At 67.0% G+C, this 14,440-nt stretch carries 12 protein-coding genes and 3 pseudogenes; 10 read left to right on the top strand and 5 right to left on the bottom strand.

Annotation, left to right across the window (positions count from 1 at the left end):
• Positions 1 to 272: 272 nt before the first annotated feature.
• The 3 genes from ABZV34_RS34410 (at position 273) to ABZV34_RS34400 (ending at position 1,991) form a co-directional block, all read left to right on the top strand.
• Positions 273 to 464, top strand: a complete 192-nt coding sequence (locus ABZV34_RS34410; protein ID WP_356285620.1) for a transposase domain-containing protein — start codon at positions 273 to 275, stop codon at positions 462 to 464.
• 27 nt (positions 465 to 491) lie between these two features.
• Positions 492 to 1,205 (top strand): transposase, encoded by a 714-nt coding sequence (locus ABZV34_RS34405; RefSeq protein WP_356285617.1) that lies wholly within the window; start codon positions 492 to 494, stop codon positions 1,203 to 1,205.
• A gap of 525 nt (positions 1,206 to 1,730) precedes the next feature.
• Positions 1,731 to 1,991 (top strand): hypothetical protein, encoded by a 261-nt coding sequence (locus tag ABZV34_RS34400; protein ID WP_356285614.1) that lies wholly within the window; start codon positions 1,731 to 1,733, stop codon positions 1,989 to 1,991.
• A gap of 275 nt (positions 1,992 to 2,266) precedes the next feature.
• On the opposite strand, the gene ABZV34_RS34395 is transcribed toward ABZV34_RS34400, so the two are convergent.
• Complete coding sequence (locus tag ABZV34_RS34395) at positions 2,267 to 3,889, bottom strand: ISL3 family transposase (protein WP_356285611.1); 1,623 nt, start codon at positions 3,887 to 3,889, stop codon at positions 2,267 to 2,269.
• A 346-nt stretch (positions 3,890 to 4,235) separates the two neighbouring features.
• Positions 4,236 to 4,535, bottom strand: coding sequence for a hypothetical protein (locus tag ABZV34_RS34390; RefSeq protein WP_356285608.1), 300 nt, complete (start codon positions 4,533 to 4,535; stop codon positions 4,236 to 4,238).
• A gap of 224 nt (positions 4,536 to 4,759) precedes the next feature.
• Here ABZV34_RS34390 and ABZV34_RS34385 point away from each other — a divergent pair, with 224 nt between their 5' ends.
• From ABZV34_RS34385 to ABZV34_RS34360, 6 genes and pseudogenes are all read left to right on the top strand, one after another.
• A complete protein-coding gene (locus ABZV34_RS34385) occupies positions 4,760 to 5,083 on the top strand; it encodes a plasmid stabilization protein (protein ID WP_356285605.1) in 324 nt (107 codons plus the stop codon).
• A 123-nt stretch (positions 5,084 to 5,206) separates the two neighbouring features.
• A pseudogene (locus ABZV34_RS34380) lies at positions 5,207 to 5,662 on the top strand (SRPBCC family protein); the annotation flags it as partial.
• A gap of 612 nt (positions 5,663 to 6,274) precedes the next feature.
• Complete coding sequence (locus ABZV34_RS34375) at positions 6,275 to 7,246, top strand: TIGR03557 family F420-dependent LLM class oxidoreductase (RefSeq protein WP_356285602.1); 972 nt, start codon at positions 6,275 to 6,277, stop codon at positions 7,244 to 7,246.
• A gap of 168 nt (positions 7,247 to 7,414) precedes the next feature.
• Positions 7,415 to 8,068 (top strand): diguanylate cyclase, encoded by a 654-nt coding sequence (locus tag ABZV34_RS34370; RefSeq protein ID WP_356285599.1) that lies wholly within the window; start codon positions 7,415 to 7,417, stop codon positions 8,066 to 8,068.
• Positions 8,069 to 8,205: 137 nt separating this feature from the next.
• A pseudogene (locus ABZV34_RS34365) lies at positions 8,206 to 8,456 on the top strand (hypothetical protein); the annotation flags it as partial.
• Between the two features lie 53 nt (positions 8,457 to 8,509).
• The gene (locus ABZV34_RS34360; protein ID WP_356285596.1) at positions 8,510 to 10,342 is read left to right on the top strand and encodes a thiamine pyrophosphate-requiring protein; all 1,833 of its coding nucleotides are present in this window, start codon (positions 8,510 to 8,512) and stop codon (positions 10,340 to 10,342) included.
• 362 nt (positions 10,343 to 10,704) lie between these two features.
• On the opposite strand, the pseudogene ABZV34_RS34355 reads toward ABZV34_RS34360, so the two are convergent.
• The 3 genes and pseudogenes from ABZV34_RS34355 to ABZV34_RS34345 all read right to left on the bottom strand — a co-directional run.
• Positions 10,705 to 10,782 (bottom strand): annotated as a pseudogene (locus ABZV34_RS34355) (hemolysin III family protein); the annotation flags it as partial.
• 496 nt (positions 10,783 to 11,278) lie between these two features.
• On the bottom strand, positions 11,279 to 11,548 hold the full coding sequence (locus ABZV34_RS34350; protein WP_356285593.1) for a GlsB/YeaQ/YmgE family stress response membrane protein: 270 nt from the start codon (positions 11,546 to 11,548) through the stop codon (positions 11,279 to 11,281).
• 875 nt (positions 11,549 to 12,423) lie between these two features.
• A complete protein-coding gene (locus ABZV34_RS34345) occupies positions 12,424 to 12,828 on the bottom strand; it encodes an actin depolymerization factor/cofilin-like domain-containing protein (protein WP_356285590.1) in 405 nt (134 codons plus the stop codon).
• Positions 12,829 to 13,748: 920 nt separating this feature from the next.
• On the opposite strand from ABZV34_RS34345, the gene ABZV34_RS34340 reads away from it, so the two are divergent.
• Entirely contained in the window at positions 13,749 to 14,174 is a 426-nt protein-coding gene (locus ABZV34_RS34340; protein ID WP_356285587.1) for an SRPBCC family protein, read from the top strand.
• Positions 14,175 to 14,440 lie beyond the last annotated feature (266 nt).

The following is a 14,440-nucleotide window of genomic DNA, read 5'->3' as shown; positions in this document are numbered from 1 at the left end:
GGCGAATTTGAAGGGCCAAACCTTCATCCTTCGTACAGCATCGCTACAAGAAGAGTTCCTACATGCTTCTCCCTTTCGCGTTCAGGACACAACAAGGCCGGGTAGTTAGCGTTTTCGCAGGTCACGCAAGTGGGTTGAAGAATTCTCGATGCAGAGCAACGGAGCTCGTTGGTACAGGCAGTCGACCAAGACAGCTTGTCCCGAAGGAGCTCCGTTGCCCCGTCATTGTGCCCTGCCGTTTCCGCTGACGGCCATCACCCGAACCGGTCACCGTGGCCGGCGGCCGGTTCGCTCCAGGGCATCTGGGGGAACTGACCGCCGTCGTACCGTTCGAGCTGGTGGACGCGGTCCTCGCGGGGACGAGGACCGTGCAGCAGCGGCTGCGTGATCTCCCGTCGCGGGTCGGGGTCTACTTCTTGCTGGCGATGTGCCTGTTCCCCGAGGTCGGCTACCGCCTCGTCTGAGACAAGCTGACCGCGGGTCTGTCCGGGATGCCAGTGGTCTGGGTGCCCGATTCCGAACGGAACCGGGCTTGGCTGGGGAGGACTTCGCATCATGGCTATCCGACGCTGGAGTTGATGACGCTGGTCGAGACCGGCACCCGGTCCCTGGTCGGCGCAGTGTTCGGCCCCACTGCCGAGGGCGAAACAGGCTACGCCGGCCGGCTGCTGCATCTGCTGCGGCCGGACATGCTGGTGCTGTGGGACAAAGGATTCGACAGCAACGCCTTCCTCGCGAGGGTCACCGACACCGGCGCCCAGGTCCTGGGCCGGCCCCGCAGCAACCGGCGCACGCCGGTCCTCACCCGCCTCGCTGACGGCTCCTACCTGTCGGTGATCGGCACCGCGAAAGTGCGAATCATCGACGCACAGATCGCCGTGACCTGCGCGGACGGTACGTCCTTCGCCGGGTCCTACCGACTGGTCACCACCCTGACCGATGCCCGCCGTTACCCCGCTACCGCGCTGGTGGGTCTTTATCACCAGCGGTGGGAACACGAATCGGCGTACTACGCGCTCCGCCACACGATCATGAACGGCCGCAACCTCCGCTCGGGCGACCCCGGCCGGCATCGAGCAGGAGATGTGGGCCGTGCTCACCCTCTACCAAGCCTTACGCACCATGATGGTCGAGGCCGCAGAGTCGCTGCCTGGCACCGATCCGGACCGCTGCTGGTTCACCGTCGCCCTCCAGGCCGCCCGTGACCAGGTCGTCCAGGCCGCCGCCGTCATCACCGACCCCGCCGACGCCGGTCACCTCGGACTGATCGGGCACCGGATCCTGACTTGTCTCCTCCCGCCCCGACGCCAACGGGTCAGCACCCGCAAGGTCGAGTCACCGATGTCCCGCTACAGCACCCGCCACGAGGATGGCAGGCCCGACACCAGCCGCACCATCACCGGTCTCGACATCAAGGTCCTCGAGCCTCCGCAATCCCGCCCCAGCTCAACGCACGCAACCCCGGCCGGCCTCCGTGACGAGGCCACAGCACCCGCATGGCGGCATAGGCGACCTCGACCAGGAAGTCACCTGGATGGCACCAGACCGCGGCAGTCCGCAGCCCCGCCCCCGTCAGGGCCAAAGGGCTTGCGACCGCTCAACGAACACCTCCAGCAACAGGCCAGGCGCACCCCCGCCCATCTGTCGACCCGCTCCGCCACAGCACAGACACCAAGGTGGCTTCGCGTCACGCAGTAGAGAGGGACCGCACGTCGGCTGATCATGACGGGATGACCCTCTACACATTCGACAAGCACCACGACAGCAAGAGTCTGTACAACGGCGAGGCCACTAAGGAGCAGTCGCCCCCTGCCGACCCGCACCACAGCCAGCCGACGAGAAAGTGGACCCACATCACACGGGCAGACGGCACCATGCAGTGGGTCTACGACGGCAAGCCCTTGTACACCTTCGTCAAAACCAAGAAGACCGCACGCACGACCGACGATGGTGACGGCATGAAAGACGTCCTCCACGCCGCCACGCCGTAGAAAGAACAACTGCGGGACGCCCCCGTACACAGCCCCCGACCACGCTGCTCCGCGAACCGCTCCACGCCGCCCCACCCCGACACAGACCCGAGCACACAGGTCACGGCCTTGCGCAGTCCGTCGGGCGGGACTGCGCAGCAGACGGACGGAGAGCGGGGGACCACCCTGGTGGGGGCCGTGGGGAGGTCATAACACAGCCCGGTGTCGCGGGTTCCTGAAAACTGGTTCTGGATCACTTTCAGTGCCGGAGCCACGGAGGGTCACCACGACCGCGATCATAAACGGCCTCGCGCGGTGAGCAGGACTCGCTTGCGGAGCAGGTCGAAGTTGGCACGGCCGAACATCTGCCGCTTCAGCATTTTGATCTTGTTGTTGTGGCCTTCGACGGCGCCGGAGCTGTAGCGGAGGCTGAGCCCGGCGACGACGGCGTCGAGGTCCTGACCGAGGCCGTTGACGAAGCTGTGCAGGGCGGGCAGGTCGTCGGCCTGGACGCGCTCGATCCACTGGCCCAGGTGCTGGCCCTGGCGGTTGTTCATCAACTCGGCGAAGGCTCGCACGTGTTCAGCGGTCCGGGCGAGCTCGGGGCAGCGGGCGAGGATCTCCTTGAGCCGCTGGGTCTGATCATCGTCGAGGCTGTCGGGGTGGCGCGTGAGCCAGCCGGTCACGTCTCGGACGGACGGGTTCTTTCGGGGCGGATCGTCGTGCGGGAAGGCTTCACGGAGCCGCTGCACGTACTTCTTCACGACGCTCTCGCCGCCCGGGTAACCGCGCTCGCGGAGTTCCTCGAACAGGCGGCGGGCGACGGTGCAGCCTTCGGCCCACCGTTGATGCAGGTGGGGTTTGTAGGGATCGAGGATGCTGGTGCTGCCCGTCCACCGTCCGATCAGCAACTCGTCCGCGGTGTCCGCGTGGGCCAGGCGGCGAACGGTGTTGCGGGCCAGTCCAAGCCGGTCGGCGACGGCGCGCAGCCCAACTCCCTTCTCGAGCAGGGCGTGAACAGCCGCGTGCTGTTCACGCACACGGTCAGACAGCCGTCCCGACTGCCGCGGCCCGGGCCCGGAGCCGGCGTTCAGCTCGCCGGTCAACAAAGGCGCAACGGCGCGAACGCGGTCGGTGTTCTCCGGCTCACGCAGGAGGGCACGGTGCTGGACGACCGCCTTCTCGACGGCCTCGGCGAGGTTCTTCCAGATGTGCCAGCGATCTGCGACATGGACCGCGTCCGGGGCGCCGAGCCGTCCCGCTTCGGCGTAGGCGACGGAGCGGTCCCGGCAGATCACCTCAACGCCGGGATGCTCGGCAAGCCACCGGGCGACCGTCGCGGTGGTCCGGTCAGACAGCAGATCGACCGGCTGCCGTGTCTCGATGTCCACCAAGATCGTGCCGTAGTTGTGTCCCTTGCGCAGCGCGAAATCGTCCACCCCGAGCACGCGTGGCGTGTGGATTTCGGGGTCGGGCAGGCGGCGTATCAGCCGCAGGAGAGTCGACCGGCTCACACCGGCCGCGAGCGCGTGCGTCAGGCGGGCGCCGGCACGGCCCGCCAGCATCACCGCCAGCCGTTCGAGTACCGCCTGCAGCCCAGCGCTTCGCCTCCCATGCCGGAAGGTCAGCCCGTTGACCTGCTCAGCGAAGGTCGCCTGCGAGCAGGCGCGTTGGCGGCAGCGGAACCGGCGGACCTGTAACTCGATCACCACGGGGCGCCCGCCGACCGCGCCGTCGGCGAGCCGGCGCACGTACCGGCTGTGCACCCGGGAAGACACCGCACCGCAGGCCGGGCAGCCAGCCCGCTCTGCCGATACGCGGGCCCGGACAACCACCAACTCGCCCTCGACCACGACTCTTTCGATCAGGACGCCATCGACCTGGTGGAACCACAGGTCCTGAAGGAGAACATCACCCATGGCCGTTTATGATCGCGGTCGTGGTGACCCTCCGTGGCTCCGGCACTGAAAGTGATCCAGAACCAAAAATCAGGAGTCGTTGACACCCGGACCCAACGCTCGTTCTCGTCCTGCGGCGGAACGTGCGCAATGCACCACCGCACCAGTGCGCAGCCAGCTTCCGACTGCGCAACTCGTCGGCATGTGACCGCGCTGGCGAGGCAACCGACGACCGGTGCGTCGCCACCGCGGCGGGTGCCAGGCTTCAGCAGGCGGCTGCGAGCAAGTCGCCGGGCAGGAAGTCGCCCCACCGGCCGGCGGGAAACACCTCGTTGCGAGGCAGGCATGGTGGCGCCCGAATGCTGTGTCAACGGTGGGGATGCCCCAGCTCAGGATCATCGTCCGGTGTGCTCCATCCCTCACCGCGGCGCGCTGGGTCGGACAGGTCCCGGCGCGCCTGGGCGGCCTGCGGCGGAAGCATGGACACGCGGCGCTGACCGGCGTGTCGGGTGCCGATGAAAAATGCAATGACCAGGATGGCCACCAGGCCGATGCCGGCACCCATCAGCCACAGGGCGCCGCCATATGAGGCAGAAGCGGCCAGCTCAGCGAGTGATTCCTCGTTCATCTGCACCGAGTACCCGCACTGAAGCAAAATGCTCGGCATATCCGTGAGCGAGAGACCGCAAGGCTGCGAGCGGCCGTGCCCTTGGCGCGGCGCGGTCACGGCGCCGGCGCCGGCGGCGGGGATATTGAGGGTGTGATCGGGTCGTCGCGATGTCTCAGCTGGGTACCCGACGGCTACACAGGAGGTGCAGGCGATCCGGACGATGCGCATGCAGGCGCAGGCAGTCGGCTCTGCACCGCACAAGCAACCGAGGAGGAGTGATCATGCCTCGCGGGTCGAGTCCCAAGCGGGAGCGTCAGTACGAACACATCAAGGAGAGTGCCGAGCAGCGCGGCGAGAGCACGAAGCGGGCCGAGGAGCTCGCCTCCCGCACCGTCAACAAGGAACGAGCCCGGGCGGGCGAGTCCAAAACGGCGAGCAGGACGTCCACGCAGGACATGTCGTCATCGCAACGGGGCGGTCAGCGCTCGCACAGCGGGTCTCAAAGCCCCACCTACGACCAGCTGTACGAAGAGGCGAAGCGCCGCAACATCGACGGGCGCTCGTCGATGAACAAGGCCCAGCTCAAGCAGAAGCTCGGCAAGTAGGACGTAGGGCCTGCCGCTCGTTCTGCCGCTGATGCCCTTCGGCTGCGGAGGATTGGGACCCGCCGAGTGGGGAACGTGCGTTTTTGACCCGATATTCAACTGATCGGATGCAAGGAGGATGCCGTGAGCACCGTGAAGGAATCCATCGACGTCGATGTCCCGCTGCACCGTGCCTACAACCAGTGGACGCAGTTCGAGGAGTTCCCGCGCTTCATGGACGGCGTCGAGGAGGTCCGGCAGATCGACGCCAAGCACTGCCACTGGACCACGAAGGTCGCGGGTGCTCGGCGCGAGTTCGACACCGAGATCGTCGACCAGCTGTCCGATGAGCGGGTCTCCTGGCGCACGGTCGGCGGAGATTCCGAGCAGATGGGCGTGGTCACGTTCCAGAAACTCGACGACGCACACACCCGCATCAGCCTGGCCATGGACTTCGAGCCCCACGGTATGGCGGAAAAGGCGGGTGACATGTTCGGAGTGCTCGACCGGCAGGTCAAGGGTGACCTGAGGCGGTTCAAGGGCTTCATCGAGGAGCGTGGGCAGGAGAGCGGCGCTTGGCGCGGGCGGATATCCCCCGGGGGCACCGACACCGGCCCGTCCGCCCCCGGCACCCCGATCAGGGAGACGCCGCAGTCCCGTATGACCGATGAAGGAGGCCTGGTCGGCCCCGAGGGCACCCGCGAGGACACCTCGCAAGGTTTTGGAGGCGCGGTTCCGGTCGATCCGGACGACATACGACGCGGCTGACCAGCGCTCGGCCTGCCCGGGGTGGCCGCCGTCGCGGCCACCCCGGGCACTGCTGCTGGGCGTGTGCAGCTGCGGATTGGTGCGTTGGTGCACTTGTTCATCAGTTGGGCCAGGGCAGGCATGCGGTCTTCTGCCGCTCAGAATCTGGTCACTGACAGTGCTCGTCGGCTGTGGAGAGGCCGGTTGAAGCGGGCCGAGGACGCACTGGGTGCGCTCACTCGCTGCTCGCGTGGCGGCACCGTGGGGGAGCAGGTAGTCAGGAGGAGGCAGGGAGTGCTTCGACGGCGTCCGGCCAGGTGCGCGTGGGCTTTTGCCACGCGGATCGCCGTGGCACAACGTGACGCGTATCCGCTCCGGGTCACCCGTTCGGTGCTGGGACTGGCGGGTACCCGACGGCCGGCGAAGAGGGGCGTAGACCCGTGATCCAGTTCTGAGAGGCGAAGCATGACGACGTACGGCTACTTCCTATCTTCTGAGGAATTCACACCGGCTGAGCTGCTCTCCCAGGCCCGTGCCGCCGAGCAGGCTGGGTTCGACGCTCTGGCGATTTCCGACCACTTCCATCCGTGGAATGACGAGCAGGGCCAGAGCTCCTTCGTCTGGTCGATGATCGGGGCTTTGTCCCAGGTCACGTCGCTGCCCGTCACGACCCTTGTCACCTGCCCCAGCGTGCGCATGCATCCCGCCATCAATGCGCAGGCCGCGGCCACGGCAGCTGTACTGACCGAGGGCCGTTTCCGGTTCGGCCTCGGCACCGGAGAGGCCCTCAACGAGCACATCCTCGGGGGCCCCTGGCCCGAGGCATCCCAGCGCATGGAGATGCTGGAGGAGGCCATCGAGGTGATGCGCAAGCTGTTCACCGGTGAACAGACCATGCACCGCGGCAGGCACTACACGGTGCAGAACGCGCGGCTCTACACGCTGCCTCACGAGGCTCCCCCGCTCTACGTGTCCGGGTTCGGCCCGCAGGCCGCCGCGCTGGCCGGCCGGATCGGCGACGGATTCGTGACGATGACCCCTGACGCGGATCTGGTGGGCCAGTTCCGCCGTGCGGGCGGCGGGCAGAAGCCCGTGATCGGCGGGCTGAAGGTCTGCTGGGGCACGGACGGCGCGCAGGCCCTCAAAACCGCGCATCGGCTGTGGCCCAACGAGCAGCTGCCCGGCGAACTCCCCCAGATCCTGCCGACGCCCGCCCATTTCGAGCAGGCCTCCCGCCTTGTCACCGAGGAGATGGTGGCCGACGCCGTCGTCTGCGGCGACAACGAGGACGCGCACCTCCGCGCGGTGGGGGCGTTCGCCGAGGCCGGCTTCGACGAGGTCTACGTCAACCAGATCGGCCCTGACCAGCAGGGCTTCTTCGACTTCTACCGCACCGACATTCTCCCCCGGCTGCAGGGCACTGCACGTCAGGGGTGAGCGGATACCCGGGAAACCCGCGAAGCGGTCGATGACATGAAGCCCAAGACGCGACGGTGCACGGCCGGTACAGGACAGCACTGATCGTCATCGACACGACCAACACCTACGACCACGGTGACGCCCCCGCCCTGCGAACCCTCAGCCCCGATATCGAGAAAGGCAGATATGCGCATCCGCCGCCATTCGACGCTCACCCGCTGGCAGCACTGGCGCGCCGGGCCCACGCTCCGGACCCCCCACGGGGCAGACGACGTGGAGAGCGTCAACCGCCGCTTCCTGATGCACGGCGTCATGCCCCTGTGGTTCGTCCCGGCCGTCGCCGACTGGGTGATGCATCGGCGCTCGGACATCGAACACACCAGCGGTGTAAGGGAGTCAGCGCTGCACGCCCTCATGATGACCGAGGCCGGCCTGCCCGTCGTCGCGGGGCTGACCGCCAGGATCAATCCGCTCGTGCTGTCGCTCATGGGTGGCGCAGCCGTCGTCCACGGAGCAACGGCACTGTGGGACGTGTCGCTGGCCACCGACAAGCGAGAGGTACGGCCCGTTGAACAGCACATCCACAGCTTCCTTGAGGTACTGCCGCTGACGGCGGCCGCTTTCACCACGTGCCTGCACTGGGACCAAGTGCGGGAGGCCATGCGGGGCGGGGGCCGGCCTGACGACTGGAAGCTCCTGCCCAAGCATCGCCCCCTGTCGGCCGGCTACCTCAGCGCCATCGCCGCCGGGGTCGGGCTCTTCATCGTCCTTCCCTACGCGGAAGAGATGATCCGCTGCGTACGGGCCGGCCGGGAGCACGACGCCGATGACCCGCAGTAGCAACAACTCTGTCGCTCTGCGGCGGGCTCGTGCTGCTCTGTTACAGGTCGCGCAGGAGGTGGTACAGGGCATTGGTGCGGTCTCGCCGACGACGCACGATCCAGCGGTCGGTCCCGGCCGTGAGCGGGCCGCACCCCGCTCCCAGCGCCCTGATCCTCGCCGACGGCTTCAGCTACCGCACGCAGATCACCCAAGACGGCACAGGGCGCCAGGCGATGCATCTGGCCGAGGCCCTGGCGCTCGGCCTCGAAGGACCCGCCCCCGCCGACCACCCGGAAAGGCTGACTCCCCGCCCCGCCGTCCGCTACGCCCGACTGACCGCACCGCCGCGCTCGCCACGGCGACAGCGGGAACCTACGCCCTCATCCGCCGATGCCGCCGGGTCTGACCGGAAGCCGCGTCCTCCCTGCCACCTCACCCACACATCGGAAGGAAAACTCAGTGTCGATCAAGGTTTCCGACTTCATCCTGCAGCGACTGCGCGAATGGGATGTCGACCACGTCTTCGCCTATGCCGGTGACGGCATCAACGGCCTGCTCGCCGCATGGGGGCGCGCGGAGAACAAGCCCCAGTTCATCCAGGCCCGGCACGAGGAGATGGCCGCGTTCGAAGCGGTCGGCTACGCCAAGTTCTCCGGCAAGGTCGGCGTGTGCGCGGCGACCTCCGGCCCGGGCGCCATCCATCTCCTCAACGGCCTGTACGACGCCAAGCTCGACCACGTGCCCGTCGTCGCCATCGTGGGCCAGACCAATCGGAGCGCCATGGGGGGCAGCTACCAGCAAGAGGTCGACCTGCTCAGCCTTTACAAGGACGTGGCGTCGGAATACTGCGAGATGGTGACCGTCCCTGAGCAGCTGCCGAACGTCATCGACCGAGCCATGCGCACCGCCTACACCAGGCGGACCGTGACCGCCGTCATCGTTCCCGCCGACGTTCAGGAGCTGGACTACTCTCCGCCCCAGCACGCGTTCAAAATGGTGCCCTCCAGCCTGGGCGTAGCCGACTACGCCCCCCTGCCCGCACCGCACGAGATCACCCGCGCAGCCGACCTCCTCAACGCCGGAGAGAAGGTCGCCCTCCTCATCGGACAAGGAGCACGCGGCGCGCGTGCCGAGGTCCAACAGCTGGCCGACCTGCTGGGCGCCGGCGTGGCCAAGGCACTGCTGGGCAAGGACGCCCTCTCCGACGAACTGCCCTACGTCACCGGCTCCATCGGACTCCTGGGCACCCGGCCCTCCTACGAGATGATGCGGGACTGCGACACCCTGCTCGTGATCGGATCCAGCTTCCCCTACACCCAGTTCATGCCGGGGCTGGATCAGGCGCGGGCCGTCCAGATCGACATCGACCCGTCCATGGTCGGTCTGCGCTACCCGTTCGAGGTCAACCTCGTCGGAGACGCGCAGGAGACCCTCAAGGCGCTGATCCCGCAGCTGAAGCAGAAGAAGCACGGCACCTGGCGCAAAAAGATCGAGAAGGACACCGCACGCTGGTGGGAGGTCATGCAGCGTCGGGCCGCGGTCGACGCCGACCCCATCAACCCCGAATATGTGGTGCACGCGGTCGACGCCCTGCTGCCCGACAATGTCATCCTCGCCGCAGACTCCGGCTCCTCGGCCAACTGGTATGCCCGCCACATCCGGATGCGCGGCGCGATGCGCGGCTCACTGTCCGGGACGCTGGCCACCATGGGCCCCGGAGTCCCGTACGTGATCGGCGCGAAATTCGCCCACCCGGACCGCCCCGCGCTCGCCCTCGTCGGCGACGGCGCTATGCAGATGAACGGCATGGCCGAACTCATCACAGTCGCCAAGTACTGGCGGGATTGGCAGGATCCGCATCTGATCGTGGCCGTCCTCAACAACCAGGACCTCAACCAGGTGACCTGGGAGATGCGTGCCATGGAGGGCGCGCCCCAGTTCCTTCCGTCCCAGGCCCTGCCGGACGTGCCCTACGCGGACTTCGCCCGCTCCATCGGTCTGGACGGCATGCGGGTCGAAAAGCCCGGTGACGTGGAGGGTGCCTGGCAGCGAGCGTTGGCCGCAGACCGTCCCTTCGTCCTGGATTTCCGCACCGACCCGGCCGTTCCCCCCATCCCGCCGCACGCCTCGCTCGACCAGATCGAAGCCGCGGCCTCCTCGATCATCCACGGCGACAGCGACCGGACGGGCATGATCCGTCAGGGCATCAAGGCAAAGGTCCAGGAGATGCTGCCTGGACACCGCCATCGTGAGGACCGCCCAGGCGCCGACAGCCCCGAGCGCGGCAAATGACCGCACACCCCGGCAGCGGCGAGCCGGCGATCGGTCACGTGCACGCCAACAGGCCGCACGCCGCATACAGGCGCGCGCCGGGCGGGAGTGCGAATTTCATGTCCAGGATCATCCCGCCCGGCCCGTGCCGCGGCGGCTGATCAGACTGTTGGACACGACAGCGCAGACCGTCTCCCACCGGTGCGCGAGCCGGGCCCCGGGCCGGGGCCGACCCCCGGGACCAGGCTCATAGGCTCGGGCCAGTTCGGCGATGGCCGCTGGCCGCGGCCGGCTCCAGCAGGGTGCGTCCTGAGCGCCCTGGACAACTGGGAACACCACCGTGCGCCCGCTTGGTTCAGCGCGCGCACGGTGGGCCGGCACCCTACGGCCACTCCGCCGGCGTGCAGGAAGTCGGAAAGGTACCTGACCGGCGCCCAGCCCAGGGCCAGATAGCACGGGGTCATGCACTTGGAGGTTCAGCGTGGCTTCGTCGTGGCGGAGAGCCAGAGACCAGGCGCCGGCGGCAATGCCTCGCGGCGCCTTCGCGACGGGTTCGCTCCGAAGGGTGGAGTCATCTCGCCGCTGGACCCGGAGACCCGCGGTGAGAGCGACATGGGCCGCGGCAACGTGCGACGCGAAAGAGTCGGCTGAGCAGAAAGCGCGCCGATAGGGCCTGCTAGCAGCTCTGTCGGGTAGCGGTTCGGCAGCCGCCCCGAGACGGCTGCACTGGCCGGGAGCCGTTCGGGTGCTGTTGCCGCCGACCCTGACATGACAACTGGCGCCCCGCGAAACATGTTGCCCTCGCTCGCCTGTCCCCGCACGGCGCTGGAAGATGGGGGTCCCCTATCGGAACTTAACGTCGGCCGCGGTGTCGTCCCTTCTCTTGCTGCGTCTCAAAGTGGCGGCTCCGCCCTCCACGGGAGGGCGGAGCCGCCACTCGAGCGCAACCGAGGTAGATCAGGCACGGCGGCGGTTTCCGGTGAAGACCCGGTACAGCGCCAGGAGGATGAGCGAGCCGATGATGGCGGCGATCCAGGTGGAGAGGTCGAAGAAGCCGTCGATGGAATCGACACCGAAGATGACCTTGCCGAGCCAGCCGCCGAGGAGACCTCCCGCGATGCCGATGAGCATCGTGATGATGATGCCGCCCGGGTCCCTGCCGGGCATGAGCGCCTTGGCGATGATGCCCGCGAGCAAACCAATGAGTATCCAGGCGATGATGCCCATGATGTGTGTCTCCTACCTGGTCGTATAAAGGCCGTGTCAGGACTCCGTATGTTCGATGTCGGCAATTTCAAACTTCGCGGGCGGCGACACCCTGGAGACGAGGCTTCGCGACTTCGTGGAGCTGCTGAGAGTTGCCTGTCGGGGTGCCCGCCGCACATCATCGTTGCGGCCGGATTGACGGACAGACCGCGGGGAGCGTCTCAGCCCGCTCTTCCAACAGGGCCACGCCGTACCGCTGGAGAGCGCCTTCATGGGTATGCAACTGCCTTCTTGGGGGGACCGGTTTCGCCGAGGCCGGGGGCCGGGACCGTCGCCTCCGCTGCCGCTCCACCGACTCATTGCCGAGTACCCCTGCCACCGTTGGTCGTCACTGCACGGCGAAGTGGGTGTCGGCGCCGATCCCCAGTAGTGCTCCTGGCGCGTCGAGAAGATGAACAGCGCTTCCAACCTCAAGGTGCAGGGACAGGGCGCGGCCGGTGCGTACCAGCTCGATGTCCGGGCCGGTGGGAGTTGGGGTCAGCTGGCCGTAAACGAGGGTGACGAAGCCGGTGCCCTGTCTGGTTGGCCGGTTAAAGCAGGGCCCGGTTGATGGCCTCGACGACGGCCTGGGGTCGGGGACGTTGGCGAAACGCTTCGGAGAGCAAATCACCAGCGACATGAGCATCACACGGCCACGCCGACGCCCATCGGTTACCACCTCACGCGGCGCAAACCGCGCTGTCCGGACGGAGCGCGGGCTGCCGAGGCATTTTTTGGGGTGGGCAAATCAGCAGGGCGATCGACGCTCACCGCCCGAACCCCATTGACAGGCAAGCTCAGAGTGCGCGAAGACCGCCCTTCCGTCGGCTGCAAGCACTTCGCCGCCCGCCCGTGGGTCACGAGGCCTGAGATACGAGTGCCTGGTATTCGAGTTCGGACAGGTCCGTGGCCGCGACGTAGACCTGGACACCGTCGAGGAAGTTCTGGAGTAGGCAGTAGCCGGAGGAGTGCGCGATCTTCTCCTCGGTCGTCGTCCGCGCCGGGCACCAGGAGATCAACACGATCTTTTCCTGCCGGGCGCCGTCTGCCGATGCGAAGAGCAGGTCGTGGACGACGTAACGAGGCTCATCGGCCGGGAGGGCCTTCAGCAGTTCGTCGTGCGTCAGGTTCCCCTTAAAGTCGAAGGCGACGGTCTCCAGACTGTCGCTCATCCGGTAGATCACCGTGTTGAGGTCCCGCCTGCCCTTCAACTCCTGAAAGACGCTGATACAACTCTCGTCCACTACGATATTTCCGCTCACGACCAGTCCTTCTGACAATGGGGAGAGCAAGCCTAGCGGCTCAACGAACCGGCTCCCCCGAGGTTCTGGGCCGCTCGCCCTGAGCACCTGTTCTGCTCCCCGGTACCCCCGGGCCCGGGCGCATGTCTGTCGGCTTATAGGCGCAATGGGACATCGGGTCAACGCACCCTTTCCCGCGCTTCCGGTGACACTCGTGGGAGGCCGCGAGCGTAAGGTCGCTCGGACCGACCGCCCAAGCCGCGTTGAGGAGCCGTCGTGCTGCTGCTCGTGTGAGGCCAGCACCAGGGGGCAGGCCTCCTGGCCGACGGAGCGGCGTCGGAGGCCGACATCGCCATCGGCTGCGCGGCGACCCTCCTGAAGGGCTGTCCCGTAATCCCCGGTGGATCAGCGCGCGGCATCAGATGCGGTGCATCGCAAGGCGGAGTGTCGTCCTCATACCGGGCGCATCAGGGCGATCCGACAACGCCGCGAGGCGCCGTAGCTGTCGTCGCGCGCCCGCCGGGGATTACGGACAGCCCTTACCCGAGGACCGGCTCACCGCCCACATCAAGGTCGCGTGGGAGGAGAAGCTGTCCGCCCTGCGAACGCCCTTGCCGGGGAGCTGACCCGCGCCTGTTCGGCACGGGGATGTGCAGACGGTACATGTAGGCCCGGTCCGTCTCGAAGGGGATGCGACGGACCGGGCCTACATTTAAAGTGCCACATAATGCCACCTCGCGCTGGGTTCCTCGGCGGAATGGTCGTATGGGCCCGGTGAACGCCGGCCACTAGGCCCTGGGCCGGAACGCTAGGTCTAGGCACTCCTCCGAGGCCATGGACTGCGCTCATATGCGCGGCATGACGGCGAGGGAAATCTCATGACTTCGTCCCCCGCACCTATAGCCCTGCTGGTGTGGCCGCACAAGGAGAAGGGCCGACACGTGGCGCAGATCGAGAAGTCCATCGAGGTCGACGTTTCCCTTCGCATCGCCTACACCCAGTGGACGCGGTTCGACGCGTTCCCTGACTTCCTGGACGGCGTGGAGGAGGTCACCTATGTCAGCGAAATCCTCACTCACTGGAAGACGAGGACCGACGGGGTCGAACGGGAATTCGATGCCGAGATCACCGAACAGATCCCGGACGAGCGCGTCGCCTGGAAAACCGTCGACCAACCGAACTGGGCTGCGGTCATCACTTTTGAGCACCTTGATGACGCGAAGACCAAGATCACCCTGCGGCTGATCTATACCCCTCGAGGCTTCACCGAGAAGCTCGGCGACAGACTCGGCCATGTCAAGCGGCGGGCCGCCGGTGACCTCAAGAACTTCAAGCGGTACATCGAAAGCCGCAGCGCCCAATCCTGATTCTGACACGGACGCCGTGACGGGCACACTGGACTAAACTTGAGTGCCTGTAGAAGTTGTGGCGTGGCTCCTGCCACGAGGACACGCCGCCAGAAAGATCTCCGCGGAGGTGCCCGGATGAGTGCCGGAGAAAGAGCTAAAGCAAAAGCCGAGCAATCCCTTGGAAAGACTGAGCCCTTCTCGGTAACGTCTCGTGACGATTCGTGATCTTCGTTCAGCTGGTGCGGCCGTGTTCCATCTGGAGCAGGACGAGGGCGGCGCGGGTG

This window comes from Streptomyces sp. NPDC005195 (assembly GCF_040608315.1).
GTDB lineage: Bacteria > Actinomycetota > Actinomycetes > Streptomycetales > Streptomycetaceae > Streptomyces > Streptomyces kaempferi.
This window is presented reverse-complemented; position numbering and strand designations above follow the sequence as displayed.

Excerpts from the sequence above, each read along its gene's own strand:
- ABZV34_RS34405 (WP_356285617.1), top strand. The coding sequence starts at position 492 with ATGCCAGTGGTCTGGGTGCCCGATTCCGAACGGAACCGGGCTTGGCTG.
- ABZV34_RS34400 (WP_356285614.1), top strand. The coding sequence starts at position 1,731 with ATGACCCTCTACACATTCGACAAGCACCACGACAGCAAGAGTCTGTAC.
- ABZV34_RS34395 (WP_356285611.1), bottom strand. The coding sequence starts at position 3,889 with ATGGGTGATGTTCTCCTTCAGGACCTGTGGTTCCACCAGGTCGATGGC.
- ABZV34_RS34390 (WP_356285608.1), bottom strand. The coding sequence starts at position 4,535 with ATGCCGAGCATTTTGCTTCAGTGCGGGTACTCGGTGCAGATGAACGAG.
- ABZV34_RS34385 (WP_356285605.1), top strand. The coding sequence starts at position 4,760 with ATGCCTCGCGGGTCGAGTCCCAAGCGGGAGCGTCAGTACGAACACATC.
- ABZV34_RS34375 (WP_356285602.1), top strand. The coding sequence starts at position 6,275 with ATGACGACGTACGGCTACTTCCTATCTTCTGAGGAATTCACACCGGCT.
- ABZV34_RS34370 (WP_356285599.1), top strand. The coding sequence starts at position 7,415 with ATGCGCATCCGCCGCCATTCGACGCTCACCCGCTGGCAGCACTGGCGC.
- ABZV34_RS34350 (WP_356285593.1), bottom strand. The coding sequence starts at position 11,548 with ATGGGCATCATCGCCTGGATACTCATTGGTTTGCTCGCGGGCATCATC.